The organism is Mucilaginibacter terrae (assembly GCF_042679325.1).
GTDB classification, from domain to species: Bacteria; Bacteroidota; Bacteroidia; order Sphingobacteriales; family Sphingobacteriaceae; genus Mucilaginibacter; species Mucilaginibacter terrae.
This window is the reverse complement of record NZ_JBHTMJ010000013.1, coordinates 125,519-146,354: the sequence shown is the minus strand read 5'-3', so window position 1 is coordinate 146,354 and position 20,836 is coordinate 125,519. Positions and strand designations below refer to the sequence as shown.

Annotated in this window: 20 protein-coding genes; 18 read left to right on the top strand and 2 right to left on the bottom strand. The window is 39.3% G+C overall.

Translation table 11 applies throughout. From position 1 onward, the window contains the following. The first annotated feature begins 6 nt into the window (after positions 1-6). The 15 genes from tssR (at position 7) to ACFQ3S_RS14325 (ending at position 17,098) form a co-directional block, all read left to right on the top strand. The gene (tssR, locus tag ACFQ3S_RS14395; protein ID WP_377165641.1) at positions 7-2,388 is read left to right on the top strand and encodes a type VI secretion system protein TssR domain-containing protein; all 2,382 of its coding nucleotides are present in this window, start codon (positions 7-9) and stop codon (positions 2,386-2,388) included. A gap of 18 nt (positions 2,389-2,406) precedes the next feature. Next, positions 2,407-4,884, top strand: coding sequence for an ATP-dependent Clp protease ATP-binding subunit (locus tag ACFQ3S_RS14390; RefSeq protein ID WP_377165638.1), 2,478 nt, complete (start codon positions 2,407-2,409; stop codon positions 4,882-4,884). Between the two features lie 98 nt (positions 4,885-4,982). Then, positions 4,983-5,423, top strand: coding sequence for a type VI secretion system contractile sheath small subunit (locus ACFQ3S_RS14385; RefSeq protein WP_377165635.1), 441 nt, complete (start codon positions 4,983-4,985; stop codon positions 5,421-5,423). 38 nt (positions 5,424-5,461) lie between these two features. After that, positions 5,462-6,850, top strand: a complete 1,389-nt coding sequence (locus tag ACFQ3S_RS14380; RefSeq protein WP_377165633.1) for a DUF5458 family protein — start codon at positions 5,462-5,464, stop codon at positions 6,848-6,850. A 118-nt stretch (positions 6,851-6,968) separates the two neighbouring features. Further along, complete coding sequence (locus ACFQ3S_RS14375; protein ID WP_377165631.1) at positions 6,969-7,538, top strand: NAD(P)H-dependent oxidoreductase; 570 nt, start codon at positions 6,969-6,971, stop codon at positions 7,536-7,538. Between the two features lie 116 nt (positions 7,539-7,654). Further along, positions 7,655-8,056 (top strand): type VI secretion system tube protein TssD, encoded by a 402-nt coding sequence (gene tssD, locus ACFQ3S_RS14370; RefSeq protein ID WP_377165629.1) that lies wholly within the window; start codon positions 7,655-7,657, stop codon positions 8,054-8,056. A gap of 78 nt (positions 8,057-8,134) precedes the next feature. Next, positions 8,135-8,527, top strand: coding sequence for a type VI secretion system tube protein TssD (tssD, locus tag ACFQ3S_RS14365; RefSeq protein ID WP_377165627.1), 393 nt, complete (start codon positions 8,135-8,137; stop codon positions 8,525-8,527). 24 nt (positions 8,528-8,551) lie between these two features. Continuing rightward, positions 8,552-9,514, top strand: coding sequence for a hypothetical protein (locus tag ACFQ3S_RS14360; protein ID WP_377165625.1), 963 nt, complete (start codon positions 8,552-8,554; stop codon positions 9,512-9,514). Between the two features lie 7 nt (positions 9,515-9,521). Then, positions 9,522-10,124 carry a hypothetical protein gene (locus ACFQ3S_RS14355; protein WP_377165623.1) on the top strand — a complete coding sequence of 201 codons (603 nt, stop codon included), beginning with the start codon at positions 9,522-9,524 and terminating at the stop codon, positions 10,122-10,124. 18 nt (positions 10,125-10,142) lie between these two features. Beyond that, positions 10,143-11,906, top strand: coding sequence for a type VI secretion system Vgr family protein (locus ACFQ3S_RS14350; RefSeq protein WP_377165621.1), 1,764 nt, complete (start codon positions 10,143-10,145; stop codon positions 11,904-11,906). A gap of 3 nt (positions 11,907-11,909) precedes the next feature. After that, positions 11,910-12,911 (top strand): hypothetical protein, encoded by a 1,002-nt coding sequence (locus ACFQ3S_RS14345; protein WP_377165619.1) that lies wholly within the window; start codon positions 11,910-11,912, stop codon positions 12,909-12,911. A 25-nt stretch (positions 12,912-12,936) separates the two neighbouring features. Next, positions 12,937-14,097: a hypothetical protein gene (locus ACFQ3S_RS14340; RefSeq protein WP_377165617.1), complete on the top strand. Its 1,161-nt coding sequence runs from the start codon at positions 12,937-12,939 to the stop codon at positions 14,095-14,097. Positions 14,098-15,293: 1,196 nt separating this feature from the next. After that, positions 15,294-15,560 carry a hypothetical protein gene (locus ACFQ3S_RS14335; RefSeq protein ID WP_377165615.1) on the top strand — a complete coding sequence of 89 codons (267 nt, stop codon included), beginning with the start codon at positions 15,294-15,296 and terminating at the stop codon, positions 15,558-15,560. A 945-nt stretch (positions 15,561-16,505) separates the two neighbouring features. Continuing rightward, on the top strand, positions 16,506-16,784 hold the full coding sequence (locus ACFQ3S_RS14330; RefSeq protein WP_377165613.1) for a type II toxin-antitoxin system RelE/ParE family toxin: 279 nt from the start codon (positions 16,506-16,508) through the stop codon (positions 16,782-16,784). A gap of 14 nt (positions 16,785-16,798) precedes the next feature. Next, positions 16,799-17,098, top strand: coding sequence for a HigA family addiction module antitoxin (locus tag ACFQ3S_RS14325; RefSeq protein WP_377165611.1), 300 nt, complete (start codon positions 16,799-16,801; stop codon positions 17,096-17,098). A gap of 13 nt (positions 17,099-17,111) precedes the next feature. Here ACFQ3S_RS14325 and ACFQ3S_RS14320 read toward each other — a convergent pair whose 3' ends face one another. Both ACFQ3S_RS14320 and ACFQ3S_RS14315 read right to left on the bottom strand, forming a co-directional pair. Further along, entirely contained in the window at positions 17,112-17,261 is a 150-nt protein-coding gene (locus ACFQ3S_RS14320; RefSeq protein WP_377165609.1) for a hypothetical protein, read from the bottom strand. Positions 17,262-17,346: 85 nt separating this feature from the next. Continuing rightward, positions 17,347-17,952, bottom strand: coding sequence for a hypothetical protein (locus ACFQ3S_RS14315; RefSeq protein ID WP_377165607.1), 606 nt, complete (start codon positions 17,950-17,952; stop codon positions 17,347-17,349). 484 nt (positions 17,953-18,436) lie between these two features. Here ACFQ3S_RS14315 and ACFQ3S_RS14310 point away from each other — a divergent pair, with 484 nt between their 5' ends. From ACFQ3S_RS14310 to ACFQ3S_RS14300, 3 genes are all read left to right on the top strand, one after another. Continuing rightward, a complete protein-coding gene (locus ACFQ3S_RS14310; RefSeq protein WP_377165836.1) occupies positions 18,437-18,778 on the top strand; it encodes a TonB-dependent receptor plug domain-containing protein in 342 nt (113 codons plus the stop codon). An 89-nt stretch (positions 18,779-18,867) separates the two neighbouring features. After that, entirely contained in the window at positions 18,868-19,464 is a 597-nt protein-coding gene (locus ACFQ3S_RS14305) for an RNA polymerase sigma factor (RefSeq protein WP_377165605.1), read from the top strand. Positions 19,465-19,531: 67 nt separating this feature from the next. Beyond that, positions 19,532-20,689 (top strand): FecR family protein, encoded by a 1,158-nt coding sequence (locus tag ACFQ3S_RS14300; protein ID WP_377165602.1) that lies wholly within the window; start codon positions 19,532-19,534, stop codon positions 20,687-20,689. Positions 20,690-20,836: the final 147 nt, after the last annotated feature.

The window sequence follows — 20,836 nt, the reverse complement described above, 5'->3', positions numbered from 1 at the left end:
CCAGTTATGAAAAATATATTATCTGCTTTTGCCCTGCTTATAGCTTTAACGGCCAGCGCACAGTCGCCAGTATCTATCAAAAAAAAGGTGGCTACCATGCCCGAGGCCTTCGAGAAGCCTAATAGCAAAACCAATGTGTACGATGACGGTAGCACCACATCGTTACCATGGATCGTTTTCTCCGACCGAGATGAAAATTACACTTATACTGCACCGGGCGGATCGTTAGTGATGAAAAAGATAAAGTTTATGGAGCCGTTCTATGTAAGTTCGGCTCGTAACGGATATGTTAAACTGATTAAATACCAGCCAGGTATTGTACAAGGGCGCAAGCTAACTAACAAAAAAGGTGCGCAAAGCTACGGCTGGATCAGTAAAGACAAGGTGCTGCTATGGCAATCGGCCTATGTAAGTGCCAGCAGCGGTTATGCCGAAAAGGCAATAGCTGTAGTATCGGGCAAATTACCTTTAGCCTCTCCTGCTACTTATTATGATCGTACCGATTCACTTTATGTATTCGATTCTCCTGAAATGGAGCATAAAAAATCGAAGCTTGCCTTACACCAATTACTATATATATTTAAAAAATCGCCCGATGGTAAAACCCTGTTGGTAGGTTCTGAGCCGCAATTAATTGCCGATAGCGCCGCCCGTAGTGTTTACGGCTGGGTACCTGCCGATGCCGTACACAATTGGGGCAATAGGTTATACATAGGGTCGGCTAAAACAGGATATAATACCGATGATTCTGTAGCAGCTATCATTAACAAATCCTTACAGTTTACCGGGCCGGGCAAAACTTCTTTTACTTTCGACCCGCTTATAGATCAGGATCAGCCATTGCTGCGTAGTATTCCAGTAATCTCATATCCGGCAGCAGGTGCGGCAACCGGTAATATGGAATTGGGCATTGCCACCGATGTTTACGATAAGTCTAATAACAGCATCCTGAACATTAAAGGCGGGCATTTAACCTACAAAGACTACCTCGCCATCCGCAAAAACATTCGTAAAATCAATGTGGTATTTGTGGTAGATGGTGGTAGTTCTATGCGTAACTATTTTTCGGGATTAACCAGTACCATCCAATCTTTTGAAAACGTATTTAACAGCTATCATAAAGGCAACCAAATTAGCTATGGAGCGGTGGTTTATCGCAGTTCTAATAATTGCTCTATTGGTGGAATTGAAAAGCAGGCATTTAATACCGATTACCGTAAAGTAGTTAGCTTTTTAGATAAACAAGCCAGCTTAACCAATTCATCCTGCATTGCTGCAGCTAATAGTCAGCCGGTTTTTGATGGCTTACACACATCGTTAAGTATGTTTAACAACCATAAAAACGAAACTAACTTAGTTGTACTGATCGGAAGCACCGGCAACAGCATGGAAACTACATCGGTATATGACATGGCTACCGAAGTAGCTAATGCCGATGCCCGGTTGCTGGCCATACAAGTATATAGCGACTATAACCCTATTTACAATGATTTTGTAATACAGTCGCGTAAACTGGTATCTGAATCGGCCACCCAACTGGCCGAACGTAAAAAGAACCGTATGGTGGTTGGTGAAGGCTTAAGCAACACCCAGCAATTCAACGTTTCACTGTCCGATTCAATTTCCTTTTACCTGGATTACCCTAAAAACAGTTTAATTCAAGGTGCGGTTATTTTCCCGCCAAAAGGTGTAATCAAGTCTAACCAGGCTATGGACGGCGCATTAAAACGCCTGATGCAGGAAACCCAAACTGATATTTATACACAGGTTCATTCTTTAGATAGCGCGTTCAGGTTAACCGGCCGTGAGCACCGTTATGTAACACCTGTAGTTATGTCGCAATTGCAGGCACCCGTTTCTGCCGATTTGGGCGACAACCTGCCGCATAACGCCTTTAAGTATTATTTAACGGCACAGGCACCAACTAATATAGTATCCAGCAATCCTGCCGAGTTACAATACCTGCTTATTCTCAACGAAACTGAGTATAAACAAATGAATGATGTGCTCTCCATGATGATTGGCGAAAACCTGCAACAGGATGCCGGCAATTACCGCAAAAAGCTCTTTAAAAACTACCTGAACATTGTTCGCCAATACATGGGGCAAAAAGATGCTTCCCGGTCTGAAATTAAGAATATGATGCTGAGCGATTACATTCAAAAAACTACAGGTATGGTAGTTCCTGCCAGTGTAAAAGAACAGTTTAAGTATAAGGTAATTCATTTAAAGCGTAACAGCAGCATGCCGCAGGCACAGTTTGAGGCTTATATTAATTACCTGATCAAGAGCCGCAACACTATTAAGCAACAAGCTTTACTGCAACAGCACTTTACCTCTAATGGTAAATTGTATTATTATATCACCCAGGCAAACTGGAAAAATTAATACCCAACCTGTAAAATCATGAGCGTAATCAGTTTAAGCGAATCGGTTAAAACCGGAGTTAGGGTAGCCCAGTCTTTAGCTAAGGAGTACCATCACAAAGAGTTTGGCCCCGCCCATTTATTAAAGGGCTTAATGCACCAGGAAGTGGGGTTAAGAAACTTTTTGACTTCTATTGATAAGGATACTGCCTACATAAGCGATTGGGCCGATGTGCGAATGGAAGAATATCCGCAGTCGATCACCGTACCCGATGAAATGTTAGGCAACAATGCGGTTAAAGTAGTATTTGACGAGGCCGATAACGTACGGGTAAAGCTTGGACTGGATGCCATAACCCCTGTATGTATCCTGATTGCGCTTACTAAACCTAATGTAGGTTTTGATGCCGGGCAATTAAAATCGTTTCCTTTAAAGGAAAAAGAACTGCTGGATGTTTACATACAGGATGAAGGTGTTCAAAATGCAATAGCACCATCGGCTGGTGGTGATAGTAATGCTGGTTCAAGTAGTAAAAGCACCGCAGCGTTATTTAAATATTGTGTAGACCGTACCGATCTGGCACGCCAGGGTAAAATAGATCCAATCATAGGCCGCGATAAAGAAACGCGGATGATTATGGAAATATTAAGCCGCCGCACCAAGCCAAACGTAATCATAACCGGTGATGCAGGGGTGGGCAAAACCGCACTGGTTGATGGCTTTGCATTAGATATTATTAATAATCAGGTGCCGCAATCATTACTGAACGTAAGTTTATTTGAGCTGGATCTGGGTTCGCTTATTGCCGGTGCATCTTACAAAGGTGAGATAGAGGACCGGTTGAAAAACATTCTGAAAGAAATTAAGCAGTTTGATAAGGCCATCTTATTTATCGACGAGATACATACCCTGTTAGATAATAAAGGCCCTATTGGCGGAGGTGTTGGCAACCTGCTTAAACCTGAATTGGCTCGTGGAGAGATCACTGTTATTGGCGCAACCACCATTGATGAGTACCGCAAAATAATAGAACCGGAGCAGGCGTTCAGTCGTCGTTTTGAGGTATTGCAGGTAAACGAGCCTGATATTGATACCGCTATAAAAATGCTGGAAAAACTGGTACCTTATTATGAGGAACACCATGGTTTGAAAATCAGTAACGATGCCGTTCAGGATTGCGTACGCTTGGCCAAACGGTATATGAAAGATCGTCGCCTGCCCGATTCGGCTTTCGACCTCATGGACCGTACCATGGCTGCTATAAGGCTGATGAACGACACCTCAGACATGACACTGGCCGAGCTGAAAGAAAAGTTCAACACCCTTAGAGATGCCGAAGAGGACACCAGCACAAGCGAATACAAATGGCTTTACAGCTTAATGCAAAATAAAACCAGTGCGGTAATGCTTGGTAAGTTAGAAGACGATACGCAAGTTAGCGCTTTTGAAAATGCTGAGGAATATATAGAGTATTTCAACCGCAACCTTCCTTTACTGGAAGAATTGGCCCAAAGTAAAGCCAGCGAGGTGGATAAGCAGGATATTGCCGCCATTATATCTTATAAAACCGGCATCCCGCTGGGTAAAATACAAGCACAAGAAAAGGAAAGGCTTCTGAACATGGAAGGCTTCCTGAAAAAGCGGGTTGTTGGACAGGATCAGGCTTTAAAAGCTGTTGCTGATGCCATCCTCGAATCGCGCAGTGGTTTGAATAAAAAGGGGCAGCCCATTGGCTCGTTCTTTTTACTCGGCCCAACCGGTACCGGTAAAACCGAACTGGCCAAATCCATTGCCGATTTTCTGTTTAACGATGAAAAGGCAATGATCAGGTTCGATATGTCGGAGTTTAAGGAAGAGCATTCGGCTGCATTGCTTTATGGCGCGCCTCCGGGGTATGTAGGTTATGAGGAAGGTGGCTTGCTGGTTAATAAAATACGTCAGCAACCTTACTCCGTGTTGCTCTTCGACGAAATCGAAAAAGCACATCCATCCGTATTTGATATCTTTTTGCAGATACTTGACGAAGGTCACATGCATGACAGATTGGGCAAAGAGGGCGATTTCTCTAACTCATTAATCCTGTTTACCTCCAATATTGGCAGCGAATGGATTGCCGAGCAGTTAACCCAGGGACATTTGCCAACATCTAACCAGTTAATGGAAGTAATGGCCGGCAAATTCAGGCCGGAGTTTTTGGCACGGATCTCTGAAATTGTTCCCTTTAAACCTATTGCTGAAGAAAACGTAGTTAAGATATTTGAGATACAGCTCAAGAGCCTGGTAGAATCTTTAAATAAAATGGGCATCGATTTTTCTATAAGCGATGATGCCAAAAGCATGCTTGCCCTGAGCGGCTTTACACCTAAATACGGCGCAAGGCAGTTATCAGGTGTAATTCGTAACCAATTAAGGCGGCCAATATCCAAATACATTATTTCGGGTGAGTTAAAAAAGGGGCATACCATAAGTATTGGCAAGCTCCAGGAAAACGATGAACTAACCTGGACAATTAATTAATTATTAGCTGGTTAATACATTGTTGTTTGCAAAAACAATTTTGACCAAAAAGCATTTACTAAATAAACAACAAGCATACACCACTTTATCCCATACCTATGTTTAATTACGAAATAGGAGGAAACGAAAAAAAAGTCGATACCTCGGAAGCATTTGGTGAGATATCTCCCAATAAAACATTGTTTATACAAAAACTTACAGATAATGAGCCCCTGCGGCCTGAAAAGGTTGAAGGTTTAAAAACAGTAGAAGAGGTTTTTGAACATTATAAACCTAATGTTAATGTAGCCCTTGATAAGCAAGATGGTTCGGTGGTTACCGAAAACCTGAAGTTTAACAATCTGGGTGATTTTGGTGTTAAAAATTTGGTGCAACAAAGTAGCTACTTACGCAAGCTAAACATAGAGCGCGAAATGTACATGAACATCATTAAACAGTTAAAAACAAATAAAACGTTAAAAACTACGCTTGATAACGAAGAAACAAGAGCGGCCTTTGTAAGCGCACTTAAAAACTTTGTTAAAGAACTTGACCAATAACATCCCCGATACAATCCTAAACAGTAACACATACCATTATGGCAACACCAAACGAGCAAGCCTTAAATGAAACCTCATCGGCGCAAGGGTTTAAACCCGCCGAAAAGGCTGCTGAACAAGAACTAACATTAGCACAAAGTTTAGATAAACTGTCGAGAGTTGGCGGATTTGATTTATTAGAAACCACAATTGACGGTTTGCAAAACTTAAATCCTGAGCGCAAAGCACGTAAGCAAATATTTTTAACCGACGACGAAAAGAAACAAGAGCGTGAGGAGCTTAAACAGAAATTAAACCAATGGATAAATGCCCTGGAAACAGGTACATCTGTTGGCGAAATGGTTGAAAACAGCACTGAAAACCTGCAGCTTGCCGATGAAAACTTAAATAAAAATGTTCATAACGTTCTGGAAAGTACTCGTGAACTGGAACAAGCTTACCGTTCGCTGCATTTGTTTTACAAGAACACTGAAGCAGACAAGGTTAAGAATGTTACAATTATGAATGCCTCGCTCGACCAATTGAAAGAGCTGGATAACCCAAGGTTTATTGAGTATGTAAGCGATGAGCTGAAACAAAATTACGACCGTTTAGATCTGCGCCAAAATTATTCCATCATGGTAGTCCCTGGTTACTTAGGATCAAACAAAGTGGTAGAGCGTTGGTCGAAAATAGCATTTGAAAATAAGGTCATGCTGGTTACGGACTTTGCTGACCTTGATCAGCCGGATGATGTGATAGATTTGTTTACATCGGCCAACTTAACTGGTGGGGATGCCTTTAAATCGAACACCATTATGACCTGTAACTGGATGGTTGGGCGTAGTAAGGTGGCCGAAGTAGGCGAAGAGGACGATCTATACGTACCTGCATCTGCCGCTTTAGCCGGTAAAATGTATTATACACTAATGTCGCAGGTTACCGCAGGTAAAAAGCATGGTGCGGTAAACGAAGTGGATGGTGTGCGTTTCGACTTGAAAAAAAGCGAGATCTCTCACCTGGAAAGAATAGGCTTGGTACCAATGGTAAACGAATACGGTAAAGTAATGGCCTTCTCTGCTAAAACCTTATTTAACGGCGATAACATAGGCTTGCAAACCTATTCGGTAGTACGTGTATTCGATTATATTACAAAAGTGCTGTTTGACTTTTTAAACAGACGTGCTTTTGAAAACTGGACATCCAAAACTGAACAAGACCTGCGTTCGCAAATTGTTAAGTTCCTGGATAACATTCAGGGTCCCGATCGTTTAATAGAGCGTTTTAAGATCATTAAATTTGAGCGTGACGAAGTACAAAAAGACAGGATTCATCTGGACATCAACATTACCCCTTATTTCCCGGCCAAAAGCTTCGTAGTAAAGCTGGACGGACATAAAGGAGAAGATGGCAGCGCCACCTGGAATACTGACTATAAACAACAGTAGCTAAGTGTAATTTAAAGAGCCCGCATTGTAAGCAATGCGGGCTCTTTAAATTTTATGTTACGGTCAGGTTAACAAGCCGTTGTCTTTGCTTTTATTATCTGTAATTTTGTATAACAAAATGAAACAGGTAGTAATTATAAACGCAGACATTAACAAGGGTGAAATAACCCAGGCGCTTATCGATGCCTATCGTAACGGTGCTGAGAGTGTACAGGCCGTAATTAAAGAAATTGTAATTACTAACTTAAGGTTTAACCCTAATCAACAGCTTCCAGACCGTGTTGCCGAAATTGAACCCGATTTAGCAGATGCCATAGCAAAGCTCAAGTGGGCCAGCCATATCGTAGTATTTTGTCCGGTGTTCAAGCAATCAATAAACTTTAAAATCAAAGGCTTTTTTGACCGGGTGTTTTTACCTCATTGCGTATTTGTGTCAAGCAAGGATAGCTTTGACGGTAATTTTTCCGGACGCTCCGCACGAATTGTATCCATATTGGATGAAGAGGCCTGGAAAAATTGGCAATCAACACAAAAAGCAACCTACCTATCCATCAAACGCTCTGTACTCGAAAAGCGAAATATAAAGCCAGTGCATACCAGCACAATAGGTCACCTTTACACTATTGAAAATGAATACGCTCAAAAATGGCTAAAAAAGCTGTTTAACTTCGGCGCAAAACTTTTGTAAAAAATAATTATAGGGTAATAACCTTTTTCTCAAACAATATAATTCCCCGCTTGTAGTTAATGTACAAAATAAGCCGGTGGTCGGCTTATCATTATTAACCTTCAAAATTTATCGTTATGGCTTTCAAAGCAAGATTAAATTTTTCGGGCAAAGAGTACGATGTGCTTAATTGCTCTTATGCATTAAATCGCGATGTTGACTCAAAAGGACGCCCGTCTTCAGGAGTTTACGGTGGAACAATTGATATTGAAGTCGAGTCGACAGAAGATACTTCAGTAATCGAATCAATGGTTAACAATCAGTACAAGCCACTTGCCGGTACACTGTTAATCAAGAAATCGGAAGAAGATTCTAAAATGAAAGAGCTTACTTTCGAGGATGCTTACATTGTTAAATATTCTGAAGGTTTAAACATTATTGGTGATACACCAATGAGTTACAAGTTCACTATTTCTGCACGTAAGTTGAAGCTGGGTAATGCAGAGCATGTGAACGATTGGCCAGGTGTAAACGCCTAAGGCGATCATTCTTAAATGAACTGGGCTTTTACTTTTTAAGTATCTGACCTTTTTATAAACCATTAAACATTTAATATTATGGCTTTCAAAGCAAGAATTAATATAGGTTCAAAAGAGTTCGACGTATTACAGTGCAGCTATGCTTTAAGCAGAGATGTTGATGCCAAAGGGCGTCCATCTTCAGGTGTATATGGCGGTACAATTCAGGTAGAGGTAGAATCTACAGAAGACACTTCGGTTATTGAATCGATGGTAAATAACCAATACAAGCCACTAAGCGGTACTATTACTTTTAAAAAATCTGAAGAAGATGCCAAAATGAAAGAATTAACTTTTCAGGACGGTTACATTATTCAATATAACGAAGGACTATCTATTGTTGGTAATTCACCAATGTCTTTGAGTTTTGTGATCTCAGCACGTACCTTAAAAATTGGTAATGCTGAGCACGAAAACGACTGGCCTAAATAGAAATAACCAACATTAAGATACTTAATGATACGGAGAGGATGGAAAGAATCTTCTCCGTTTTTTATTTCCGATCATTTCTTTCGTTTTATGAAAAAGAAAAGGATAATTAAGCCAGGATCTCCAACAATTAAAAAGAAGATAAAATCTATAGCTCCAACAGCCATGGAGTATATTATGCTTTTTAATACCTGCGAGATAAGGAAAGAAAAAATTGCTGAGATTGATAAGGTTATTGATGAAAAGATTGTAGTAAACCGCAATAGGTATGAGGGCATAAGCAATTTAGTAAAAGGTGGTGGAGCTAACAATAACTCATTGTTTGGTAACCAGCCTTTATTTCAATCTTCATACATTCCCTTTTACAATCGTTTTAATACAGCGCCAGCCATGGTTGGTTCAGCATTTAACGTTAATCCTTTCGCTACTAAATTATCCCAAGACATCTTTTCCAGCCGCACATCAGATGTATTCAAAAATAATTTTGTGGATAACAGCAATGTTTTCGGCTTAAATAGGGATATTTTTTCGGGTGCAACTTTTACCAATGGTGCAGGTGTGCCCTGGTATTTTATAGCTTGTGTGCATTACCTGGAGTGTTCCTTCAGTTTTAAAAAGCACTTACATAACGGCGACCCATTAACCGGATATACTGTACACGTACCTGCTCATCGGCCCAAAGTTGGCCATGCTCCTCCGTTCACCTTTGAAGAAAGTGCGGTTGATGCCATCAAGCTCATGAAGTATGACCATGTTACCAATTGGAGCCTGCCATTCATCTTGTTAAAACTGGAGGGTTATAACGGTTTCGGTTATAACAGGAAAGGTATTCGTACACCTTATTTATGGAGCTATTCTAACCATTATACCAAAGGTAAATACGTTAAAGATGGCGTTTACGATGCCAATGCCGTTTCGAGCCAGTTGGGGGCGGCTGTAATATTAAAGAGGATGGAACAGCGTGCTTTAATAAATATACCACGAAACTAAACCTCGTATGAGTTTTATTAAGAAGTTGAGTTATTATTTTGCTTTGCTCTTTTTAGTACAAACGGCTCAAGGCTGCGTTGGTAAACAACAAACCCATGCATCTACAGACAGCACCCCGGTTATAAATAAAAACCCGGCTATTAGGGTCAACACCATAGGGGACGAACAACTGTTCAGAAACTGTTTGGCAAAATTTAAAACTGTTGTAAAAGTTAAGAACAAAGCTGCAATAACTGCGTTTTTTAATTTCCCGCTGCAAACCTTGCCTCAATGGACCAATGATGAACTGAAAAATTCGACAATAATGCCTCAAGAAGGACTGATAAAGCAAGCGGAGTTTTCAACCTATTTTAATGATATTTTCACTAAAGATGCAATTAAGCTTATAGCGGCAAGCAAAGAAGACGATTTATCGGAGATTGAAAAAAAAACTTCTGAAAACTATTATATAACCTTAAAACAAGTAACCGATAAAGGCAGCATCTTATTTGAGTTGCAAAAACAATACACGCAGAACAACGGCCAGGAAACCTTATTTGGATTTGTATTTGGAAAAGTTAGAGGTACATATAAAATTATAAGTTATTACCGTCCTTGGCCTTTAAAATAACATACTAAGCCTCATAACATGGAAACCAAGATAAGAATTGATATTAGCATAGAGGGCACGCCCATAACGCACTTTTCGAGTTTTAACCTGGATCAGCGCTTTAATGAACACCATACCTTTCAACTGCGTTTTAACCACGACCAGATAGAAAATACCAATAAGATAACGCTCGAACGTTCAAAAGATTTTATTGGTAAAAACCTTACTGTTCAGTTTGGCCGGGGCGAAGATTATGAGCACCAATTCATCGGTAAAATAACGCGTGTAGAAATTGCACAGAGCCACGGCTTCCAAGGTGATATTGTAGTTAGCGGATTTAGCCCGAGCATACTCATAGACCGCGGACCCGATTTGGGCTCGTATTTAAATAAAGATCTTAAAACCATTGTAGAAAAAGCAACAGCCGATGCGCCTCAAAACGATTTGAGTATGAACATTGCGCCTGCATATACATCGCCTATCGATTATATTATTCAGTATCGTGAAAGCGATTTTGAGTTTATCAATCGCCTTTCGGCCGAATACCATGAGTGGTTCTATTATGATGGAGTAAAGTTGAATTTTGGTAAACCTGCCAAGTTGGATGAAGCCACGCTTATTTACGGACGTGATTTGCACAGCTTACAATATGGCATGCAAATAGCCCCGCTTAATTACAAAAAGTTTTCTTACCATTCTCAGCAAGATGAGTTGCTGAGTTCGCAACCTTCCGGCAATAGTGGTGGTTCTCCCGATCTTTCTCATGCTATCGACGCTTCGAACCAGGTGTACAGCAAGCGCTACAACGAACCGCTGGAAGTAAGGGTAAACTCGCAAAAAGAAATAGACACGTTCGTAAACGATGAGCATAAGGCAATCGTATCCGAGTTGTTGAATATCATGGGCAATGGAGATAATCCGCGTGTTAAACTTGGCAGCATTGTAAGTATCAGCACAAGTATGCGCGGCATAACAGGCTTTGAAGTGCAAGATTTTGGCAAGTTTTTGGTAACGGCCGTGTATCACCAGTTAGATGGTGTAGGTCATTATCAAAATACATTCGAAGGTGTATCTGCAGATAGCGAAAAGTTAGCGGTTAAGCAAGTGCAAAAGCCATCGCCCGATATGCAGTTGGCTAATGTAGTTGACAATGATGACCCTCAAAAACAGGGCCGCATTAAAGTTAAGTTTAAATGGGAATGTACGTCAAACGATGTAACCGAATGGCTAAGAGTAATGACACCAGATGCCGGAACATCTGATAAAGTAAGCCGAAACCGTGGTTTCGTTTTTGTGCCTGAAAAAGGCGACCAGGTTATCGTAGCTTTTGAAGAAGGAAATGTTGCCCGCCCTGTGGTGCTTGGTAGCGTTTTTCATGGAAAATCCGGAATTGGTGGTGGTGGCGGAAATAATAGCAAAAGCTTAAGTTCTAAAAGTGGACATTCGCTAAACCTGAATGATGCAGGTGGAATTACATTTATAGATAAAAGCAAGCTTAACCATATTGAAATAGATGGTACGAATCAAATAACCATCACTGCTGATAAAACAATTAAGTTGGTAACTGGAGGGGAAGGCGGAAGTTCAATCACTTTAAATAGTGATGGCACCATTGACATTATTGGTAAAGTAATTAACATACAAGGCACCGATGCTATTAATGCGAATGCGGGAAAAATGACAGGAAGCGCGGTAAATATTGGCAAAAAAGCTACTACTGTTGTCAATATTGGTGCATCAACACTTTTAGCAGATGCAAGTGGCGAACAAACATTAAATGGAAGTAATGTAAATATCAATTAACCTATGAACAATGATAATAATCCTATAGACTATAAGAGATGGAGCTTTTTACCGGAAAAAGATAATGGCACACAAGCCATTAGTAAATCAAATAATAACGAACCAGAACAAGAGAAAAAGCTAATTGTAAATTTTAAACAATTATCTGCAGGTAAAAGCTATAGAAGTGAAGCCCTTTCATTGATGCGAATAGATGACGTTATTGTAAGTAAGTCATCTACAATGACAGATTTTAAGCTTACTGTTGAACAAACAGATCCTTACAATGTGGTACGAATTGAAATATCAAACACTCATGTAGATAATAGTGTAGAGGAGTTAAATCAATTTAATGGTTTGCTGTACAAAATAGCGAGTGTTAAAAACAACTTGATATTAAAAATAGACAAACTTGGGTCCATTATTGACGTTTTAAATAAACAAGAGCTGCGCGAGAAATGGTTAGAAGTTAAAGCAGAATTGAGGTCCAATCGTAAATTTTCGATGCTTAAGCCGGAAGATCAGGAAAAAATATTTAATGGCGGTGATGAGGAATACTTAAACAACTTCGACATAGTTGAATTTTTAAATAAAGGATACACTATTTATGCAATGCTGTTTATGGGCTATTGGCAAGAGTACAACTTAAAAACAACTTATCCTTTAAGCACGAAGTATAAAAGCTCAACCCTATTTAAAGATTATATAGTACCACTGGAATTTGAAGTAAAGCTGAAGCGCTACAATGCAGAAAGAAATTTCAGTGAATTGGAAATGCAAGGAATTGAACCTGACAGTTTAGATATGAATGAATTAAGGAAAAGATATCAGGAAAGTTATCCTTTTGCCAAGGTTGATTTGCAAGAATATAATTATGATTGTGAAATTAATTGTGATATCGAAAATAGCAGTGGTTTAATCAGAAAAATGAACGCTACTGTATTTGAAAAAGCTGGCAGTATAGAGATGTTCATGGACTGTAATATAAAAGAGCTGAGAGATGAAGAAAGCAATATTACCGAGTAAAATTTACCTGGTTTGCAGTAGCGGAATGATGAAAGCCGAATTGCAGGTCATCAGTCAAAAAACAGTTTTTAATGACGCAAAAAACAGGCTTATTGCTACTAAAGATGATCGCTTCGGCGATTTTATATGTAAATATGCTTTAATATTAGGTGCTTTAGTTGCCGGAGCAATGGTAGCATCAGGAGGAAGTCTTGCTGCTATTATTGCTACAGTGGTTATAGCTACAGGCATTAGCCTGAGTATGTGTGCTATTGTAAATTTATTTAATGGAGGAGGTTGGAAAAAAATCCACCCGACGGCTTTTGTCGAGAAAAAAAATGTTCTTACTGACAAATCTTATTTTAGTTGCCCGATAGGTGGAACCATTATTCCAATATATGATAAGAACATTGCCTCCCGACAAGCAGAGATTTTCAGAAATAAGGCGATAACAGAAATAAGTATGTCGTTCATAGGCGGTTATCTTCTCGGAGGATTTATAACCACAAGTATTGCTACTCAAGCTGGATTTGGAACAGTTGCCAGTGGTTTAGGATTTGGGTTTGCAGTAAATGCCGGGGTAAGCTGGTTGCAAGATGAAACAAAAGATGGCTATTTTGGAGAAATGACTAAAGAGCAAAAAAGTAGCCCCCTTTATCAGGATAGTTCTGCAAGCTCGCAAGACATGTCATACTATGCGCCAAAAATGACAGGCGATGAAAATGTCGTTAAAACCACTACCAATGCGACCAGCCTCAATGAAAACAAAGAGACAATCATCAGGCAAGGAACCGAGGATGCACAAAGTCGTAGGGTTAATCCGGACCAGGGGTCTTTAAATAACCCTTATAACCGTAACAAATTTAAAGCACAAGAAAATGCTATCAAAGCAAGCCACGGGAAACATAACTATAGAAGAAGCCAGGAGTGGATAAACCTGCAGAGGGAAAAAGCAGCATATAATCGTAGTTTAGGACAACAGGAGTTAAAAAGCCAGCATACAGAAAATCTTAAGAAAGGTGGAAGAGGCTTTTTAGAGGGTTTTAATCCTAAATCAGCATCCGGAGGACTTTTTTGGGCAGCAACCGTTGCAGAAACAGCAAGTAGTTTTCTTCAGGAAGCAGCACAAAGACAACTTTTGTTAGATGCCATAAACGCAGAAGCGAAAGCTAAAAATAACATCGGAGTTTTCGCTGAAAAGGTTTAAGGTTAATGTTTACATCTATTAAAATATCAAAGTCAATATATGTAACAGGCGCGATTTTTACGTGTATGCTGTTGCTATTAGTGCTTAAAATTATAATTAGTTACAGTAATCTTCGCCAAGTTGATGGAAGTATTTCAAGTATAACATTTGAAGCAGGACGCAAAAGTACATTGCAAATTAGGTTATCAAACGATTCGCATTTATATTATCAGAAGTATCAAAAAAGATTTAAGCCAAGTGCTGTCAATAACTTAAAAAGAAGCGAAAAAATTTCATTTTTCACTTTACCAACTCCGTTTCACAAAAAAGCCGCTATAAGTAATTTAGGAGACCAGTCAGATTTTCAGTACTATCCAATTTTTTATCTGAACACTTCAAAAGGCGTGCTACAAATTATTTATTTTTATATTTATTCAAGTGGGACGTTCGGGTTCTTATTTATTCTCTCTGTAGTGCTCTTTATGATCTCGGCCTTTCCCTTGGTTCTACAGAAAAATTTATATATCAGAGTACCTCTAGTGATTTTAGCTTGTTTTCTAGTTTGGCTGGTGTATTAATTTTTCGTTAAGAAGGGTCGAGTGTTTCAGGCAACTGACTAAAGAAAGATGAAAACTTATCTGCAATATCTGTTAACAAGTTTGCTTACCGTTGAGTTTTATATTAGCCGTTTTTGGGTCGCAGGCTAAGTCATGGTACGGTATACTTGCTACTTATTCAGATAATTTACTGCCGTACGGTGGAAATTGTGGATAGCTTTAAAGTGTAGTTACAGGTTGGGCTTGATTTTGAAAAACATGCTCGATGTCGGCTGTTGGTTCAATTAAAAGATCGGTTTGTTTACCTGAGTAATGTTTTGCAAATTTTAAATTATAATTTGAGCAAAGCCTGCATTAGGTTAGGCATATACCGGTGCAGTAGCCAAACTTTAATAGAAAACAATGACACTCACAAAGAAGATCAGGCATTTATACACGCGTTATTTAACCTTACCAGACTAGCTACTTTGAATAATTAAATCAGATGGGTTATAATATAGTAGCAAATAGAAGTTAGCAATTATGAATTGGCTTAAAGGTATGAGCGGTTATCTGGGATATGTAATTGGCGCCGTAATTATATTGCCGCTTATATTGGTGGGATGTAATAAGCTGTTTGTAAAAAATAACAATGATGCAATCAATTTTGTGGAGCCTTAAATGAAAAACATAACGGAGGTTAAATTGACAATTCCTAAAGTAAAATCTTTTTCAGATGTCCAATTTAAAACCGAAATAATCACAATCAAGTACAAGGAATATGGTACTAATAAACACCCTGTAATGTGTTTTGCTGTAAAAAATATACAGCCCCAGAGACCAAATCCAGATGTATATCAATTTGAAACTTTAGATGAGCAGTTTAAGTACAATACCTTTATGTACTTAACTTACGCTATGCCTCACAAAGAATTTGAACATATATAAAATGCGCTAAACATTAAGTCGAATACAAGCCTTTCCGCACCAACAGGAGCGTTTCAGTATCCAAGGTAAAGCAAACCACTCTCCTAAAACCGGGAAATGGTAAGGCGGTATACCTCCAAGGCGGTTTTAGCCATTGCTTGTACATTTTTTCGATGAAGACGGGTAAAGCGATGCCACGTTGACCGGTATTTATAACAATCGAGTCTAATGTACAAATACCGGAAGAAACGATACATAATAGCATGACCAAAACCGCCCAACTTGCAGTTGTAAGTGGCTTGGCGAACTTACAAAGGGCACTCATTTAATGGCTAATTCCGTGCTGCCAAGGCCAACTATGTCTGAAGGTGTTGGCGGGTTTAGAACTTAGCTAAAGGGCAAAATAAAACCACTTCTAAAGTAGTATCAGATTTCTTTAAAACAGTAAGAATAACTTATATTGTTAAACGTTTTCTCAGCATACTGAAGCGGCAAATGCAATTACTTACCTTGCTAGCCCGCTGGCTTCGGCTACTAATGGCGCTGCCATAAAAGCTGAAGCAGGATTATAAAGCGTATAATTTAATTGAACAGTTTTCATGACGCATTCAAACATTAACACATTATTGACACCTCTTGTTCACGTGATTAAAGTTGTTATATTTATCTTATAATGGGCAATACCTTGTGTTTAATGTAACATTATCCTCAAAAAAGAATTTACCTTTATCCGTTAATGGTGCTTATTAAACCTTCAGCATTTTCAACTGCCTGACAATCAGCTAAAAAGTTCGACTTTTGTCCTTTTCCCGCTACCTGGAAATGAGGCAGTTACGTTAATACGTAGCTGCTTTTGTTTTTTCTGGTCATACAGTGTTCGTGCGGCACATGAATTCCTTTTTTAGGTGAATAACAATTTGATAAAATAATGCTTGTCATGCGTCATATAACGTGTTACATTTGTATATGATCGAAAGCATCCGTCACAAAGGTTTATTATTATACTATACCGAAGGAAGCGGAGCGAAGTTGCCAGCTAATCAATTGGCTAAAATATCACGGTTCCTTGACGCGCTGGATGCGATTACATCGGAAGACGATATTAAGCAATTAGGGTCAGGTATTCACAAATTGACCGGAAATTTAAAAGAGTTTTGGTCAATTAAAGTAACAGCCAATTACCGCATCATATTCCGGTTTGAAGATGGCAATATTCATGATGTCGATTATATCGACTATCACTAAAAGGGGGAATTATTATGTTGAAGCGCAAATTACCGCCCAATCATCCGGGCATCATTCTAAAAGAAATGTTCATTACTGAACGTGAATTGACCATTACCGAAGTGGCCGAGGGTTTGGGCATGGCACGAGCCAACCTTTCCGCTATCGTTAACGGGCATACCGGCATCAGCCCCGAACTGGCAATAAAACTATCGGAAGCCTTTGGCAATACCGCGCAGTTTTGGGTCAACCTGCAAAATAATTACGAATTGTGGCATGCAGAGCAAAAAGTTGACCGCAATAGCATCCGGCATTTTTATCAGGCTACTGCCTAATATTCCTTATCGCCTAATCGTCCTTACTGCCTATTTTTGCCGTAATGGCGCGGTTGTAAATAGACCTTATAATAATCAGCTGATTGGTTACCGTGCTTTCGCTTAACGGTTTGGCTGGCTGTTTCTCATTTTGTCGGAACTTTTTCGCTTGCCTTAGAACCACTAAGTAGCGGTGTAATAAATCGACCGTTATATCTGGAAGGTGATTTTTCCACCAATGGTAAATTCATGGAAGCGTTTTAGACGGCCTACATCCGTTTTATAAAATATCCGAAATTCCACCAAAGTTTATTAACAAAACTTTCTATTTTGAAGGGCGATGTATCAAGGAAGCTTTGATATTCAATATCAAGCAATTCATAACTTTGTAATTGTCCCCGTTCTTTAAAGTTATTTAACAAACCTTCGTAAACCAAGGTAATCTCACTGTCTTTCAATTTAGGGATATATCCATCAAATGACAACTGGAAGTCCGTATAATTCAACCTAAGTTTCGAAAAATCAACGCCCCGCAAATAAAGTTTTGTTCGTTTATTTGTCTGCACTGTAGTCAAGTTTTCCCCAGCACCAACTAAGTTAATATAACTTTTAACAGCAATATCATTCAAAATGATTGTTTGAGGAAGTGTTCCAATAGTTATTTTATCGCAAAAAATGTCAGTAAGAAATAGCTTCTTTTTCACATGCCCAATATTTAAAACTTTACATGTATTTCTTTGTGCTTCAAAAAGAGAATCTATTACAGAATCTTCAAAATTTATATCAGCGTTTGGTATCGCAATGTCAACTGCATAAACCTGATTGGCAAAAAAAGAATGAAAGTTTAAATCTTGATTTGATTTAATATCCAACATGTACAGCTGGCCTTTGACCCTACTAGAAGAAAAGTTTACTTTTTTAGTAAAAACACCTTTTTTAAAACTAAGTGCTCTAAAAAATCCACTGAAGAAAATTGCGCCTCACAATTAAATCTTAAGCCATAAAAATTTGGTGTAGTTAATACTTTGACGTTAGCAAATGACTTATATCCGCCCGCAGATAATATTGTTCTTTTAACAGTATCAATAACTTCGATTTTGGGAATGTAGAATGGGCTATTCAGAAATTTGCCTTCAGTATGGATTGGATTCTTCCAGATGGTGTCGCTTAGGTCTAATGAAATATTTTGTGTGTAGCCGGATTTGATAGTAGAAAAGAATATAAATACCAGCAAAAAAAATCACTTTTCATTATTATACAAAGTGCTAATGCCAAATTGAGGAAAATTTATTTCTTAGTTTACGGATAAGAAAAAATTAAAGCTTATTTATTGCAATCTCTCCTATAAAAATAACATAAATTCCAGATCAGCCGGTAAATAATTTTGACCAGGCTCTGGTTGGCCGCTTAGCAGGTGTGCAGGTGCTACAGACCACAGGTGACCCAGGACGTATGGCTACTTTCCGGGTAAGAGGTACCAAATCATTAACAGCTGGTAACAGCCCGCTTGTGGTACTTGACCGCATCCCACTTGATGCGCAGGTACAGGTGATGGAGCTGGTGAATACTAATGACATTGCATCAAGCGAAGCACTGAAAGATGCATCGGCCGCCGCTATTTATGGTTCAAGGGGTGCTAACGGAGTGGTTATTATTACACCAAACAGGGTGAGGAAGGCCATGCTTAAAATATTTATTTAAAAGCACCAGTATAGATTTTTATGTATAGGTTTATTTAACATTTTGCTAATATTGAAACGTTTCCTTTGTGTAATCAATTTACATATAGCATGGGTGCCCAATCAGCTTTGAACGATACGGAACTTCAACTGTTGCTCGTTAACGGCAAAGAAGAGGCGTTTACTGTGCTATATGACCGATATTATCGACCGCTTTACCTTTTTGTCTTTAAACTCATAAAATCTGCAGCGCTTTCAGAAGATATAACCCAGGAAATATTTTTGAAATTGTGGACCAACAGGCTACAGCTTGAAAAAGTGCAGTCGTTTAAAGCTTATCTTTTCATCAGTGCCCGTAATCATGCTATAAATTGCTTAACAAGGGGGTTCAAGACAGAAAGTGCCTCTTCAGAAATTTTAGCTGCTTACTTCGACCAGTACAATTCAACAGAAGACCATTTGCTGAGTAAAGAATATCTGGCATTTTTAAATCATCAATTGTCACTGTTGCCTGATCGTACCAGACAGATATTCTATATGTGCCGTGAAGAAGGAAAGTCTTACGAAGAAGCTGCAACCGCTATGGGCATTTCGCGCAATGCGGTAAAAAATCACATGGTACATTCTATGAAGGTTTTGCGTATGGCAGTAGAGAAAGACCTGGGTATTTCGCTTACTGTATTGCTGGCGGTTTTGCTGAAAAAATAAATAAATTTATTTTTAATCCTTGCTACCCTCCGCGTGCCTTTTTGTGTCTTAGATACAAAACGCACACATGGATAATCAGCATTACAGACAACTTGTTCACCGGTACCTAAATAATCGGGCCAGCGCTGAGGAGTTAGAAGTATTTGCCGACCTACTTAAAAAAGGCGAACTACAACCTTATTTACGAGACGCCTTAAATGCAGAGGCAGGCATTAGTCAGTTAGACGAACAAGCATTTGAACCCCATACTGTAACCCGCAAACTTACTCCGGTATGGTTTAAATATGCTGCGGCCGCAGCAATGCTGATATTTGCATCTGTATCAACTTATCTATTATTGCACCCATCGGCACCTAAACAATTTATTGTTAACCAAAACAAAAATAATAATGATGTTAGTCCGGGTGACAACAAAGCTATCCTGACTTTAGCAGATGGAAAGCAAATGATACTCACCGGACGTGCTAAAGGGGTGATTACCACTCTACATGCGGCTAAGGTAAATCAGGTTTCAGATGGGCAAATTGCTTATCAAACCCTTAATAGCAGATCGGTACCCATCCAACAAGCCCTTATCTACAATACGGTGAGTACACCGCGGGCCGGTCAATACCAGGTGGTACTGCCCGACGGTACACAAGTTTGGCTCAATGCAGCATCATCCATCCGTTTCCCTGTTGAATTTTCCGGAACTGAAAGGCGGGTTTATATAACAGGCGAAGTGTACATGGAAGTGTCCAAAAATAAAGAAAAGCCATTTTATGTAGAAACCGGCGCACAAACCATCCGGGTTTTGGGCACGCATTTCAATGTTAATGCTTACCCTGATGAACAAGGAATTACTACTACGCTATTAGAGGGTCGCATACAAATATCAAACGGCCGGTCGCATCAATTACTCCTGCCAGGTAACCAGGTAAAATTATTACATGAAAAATTCTCTTTTGAGCCGGCTTCGGATACGGAAGGAGCTGTAGCCTGGAAAAACGGTTTCTTCAAATTTTATAAAACCGACCTGCCCACACTTACGCGGCAACTTGCCCGCTGGTATGACATTGATGTTGTGTACCGAGGTGCTATACCACAACACAAATTTGTTGGCGAAATTAAACGCAAAACCAACCTCTCTAACGTGTTGCGAATTTTGGAAACAAGCGGCGTAAAGTTTAAGATCGATAATAAGACATTGTATATACAACAAGCCCCAAACAAAAGTGTAAACTAAAAATAAGCCGATGAAAACCTAATAGATATCCTTAAAGTCCTAAAAACCGGAGATGCTGGTCACACCCCCGGTTCAAAAATTGGGCACGAATACTTATTGCTGAAACAAAAAATTTCTTAATCCCAAACGATGCAAAAATATGCAATT

Excerpts from the sequence above, each read along its gene's own strand:
- tssR (WP_377165641.1), top strand. The coding sequence starts at position 7 with ATGAAAAATATATTATCTGCTTTTGCCCTGCTTATAGCTTTAACGGCC.
- ACFQ3S_RS14390 (WP_377165638.1), top strand. The coding sequence starts at position 2,407 with ATGAGCGTAATCAGTTTAAGCGAATCGGTTAAAACCGGAGTTAGGGTA.
- ACFQ3S_RS14385 (WP_377165635.1), top strand. The coding sequence starts at position 4,983 with ATGTTTAATTACGAAATAGGAGGAAACGAAAAAAAAGTCGATACCTCG.
- ACFQ3S_RS14380 (WP_377165633.1), top strand. The coding sequence starts at position 5,462 with ATGGCAACACCAAACGAGCAAGCCTTAAATGAAACCTCATCGGCGCAA.
- ACFQ3S_RS14375 (WP_377165631.1), top strand. The coding sequence starts at position 6,969 with ATGAAACAGGTAGTAATTATAAACGCAGACATTAACAAGGGTGAAATA.
- tssD (WP_377165629.1), top strand. The coding sequence starts at position 7,655 with ATGGCTTTCAAAGCAAGATTAAATTTTTCGGGCAAAGAGTACGATGTG.
- tssD (WP_377165627.1), top strand. The coding sequence starts at position 8,135 with ATGGCTTTCAAAGCAAGAATTAATATAGGTTCAAAAGAGTTCGACGTA.
- ACFQ3S_RS14360 (WP_377165625.1), top strand. The coding sequence starts at position 8,552 with ATGATACGGAGAGGATGGAAAGAATCTTCTCCGTTTTTTATTTCCGAT.
- ACFQ3S_RS14355 (WP_377165623.1), top strand. The coding sequence starts at position 9,522 with ATGAGTTTTATTAAGAAGTTGAGTTATTATTTTGCTTTGCTCTTTTTA.
- ACFQ3S_RS14350 (WP_377165621.1), top strand. The coding sequence starts at position 10,143 with ATGGAAACCAAGATAAGAATTGATATTAGCATAGAGGGCACGCCCATA.
- ACFQ3S_RS14345 (WP_377165619.1), top strand. The coding sequence starts at position 11,910 with ATGAACAATGATAATAATCCTATAGACTATAAGAGATGGAGCTTTTTA.
- ACFQ3S_RS14340 (WP_377165617.1), top strand. The coding sequence starts at position 12,937 with ATGATGAAAGCCGAATTGCAGGTCATCAGTCAAAAAACAGTTTTTAAT.
- ACFQ3S_RS14335 (WP_377165615.1), top strand. The coding sequence starts at position 15,294 with ATGAAAAACATAACGGAGGTTAAATTGACAATTCCTAAAGTAAAATCT.
- ACFQ3S_RS14330 (WP_377165613.1), top strand. The coding sequence starts at position 16,506 with ATGATCGAAAGCATCCGTCACAAAGGTTTATTATTATACTATACCGAA.
- ACFQ3S_RS14325 (WP_377165611.1), top strand. The coding sequence starts at position 16,799 with ATGTTGAAGCGCAAATTACCGCCCAATCATCCGGGCATCATTCTAAAA.
- ACFQ3S_RS14315 (WP_377165607.1), bottom strand. The coding sequence starts at position 17,952 with ATGTTGGATATTAAATCAAATCAAGATTTAAACTTTCATTCTTTTTTT.
- ACFQ3S_RS14305 (WP_377165605.1), top strand. The coding sequence starts at position 18,868 with ATGGGTGCCCAATCAGCTTTGAACGATACGGAACTTCAACTGTTGCTC.
- ACFQ3S_RS14300 (WP_377165602.1), top strand. The coding sequence starts at position 19,532 with ATGGATAATCAGCATTACAGACAACTTGTTCACCGGTACCTAAATAAT.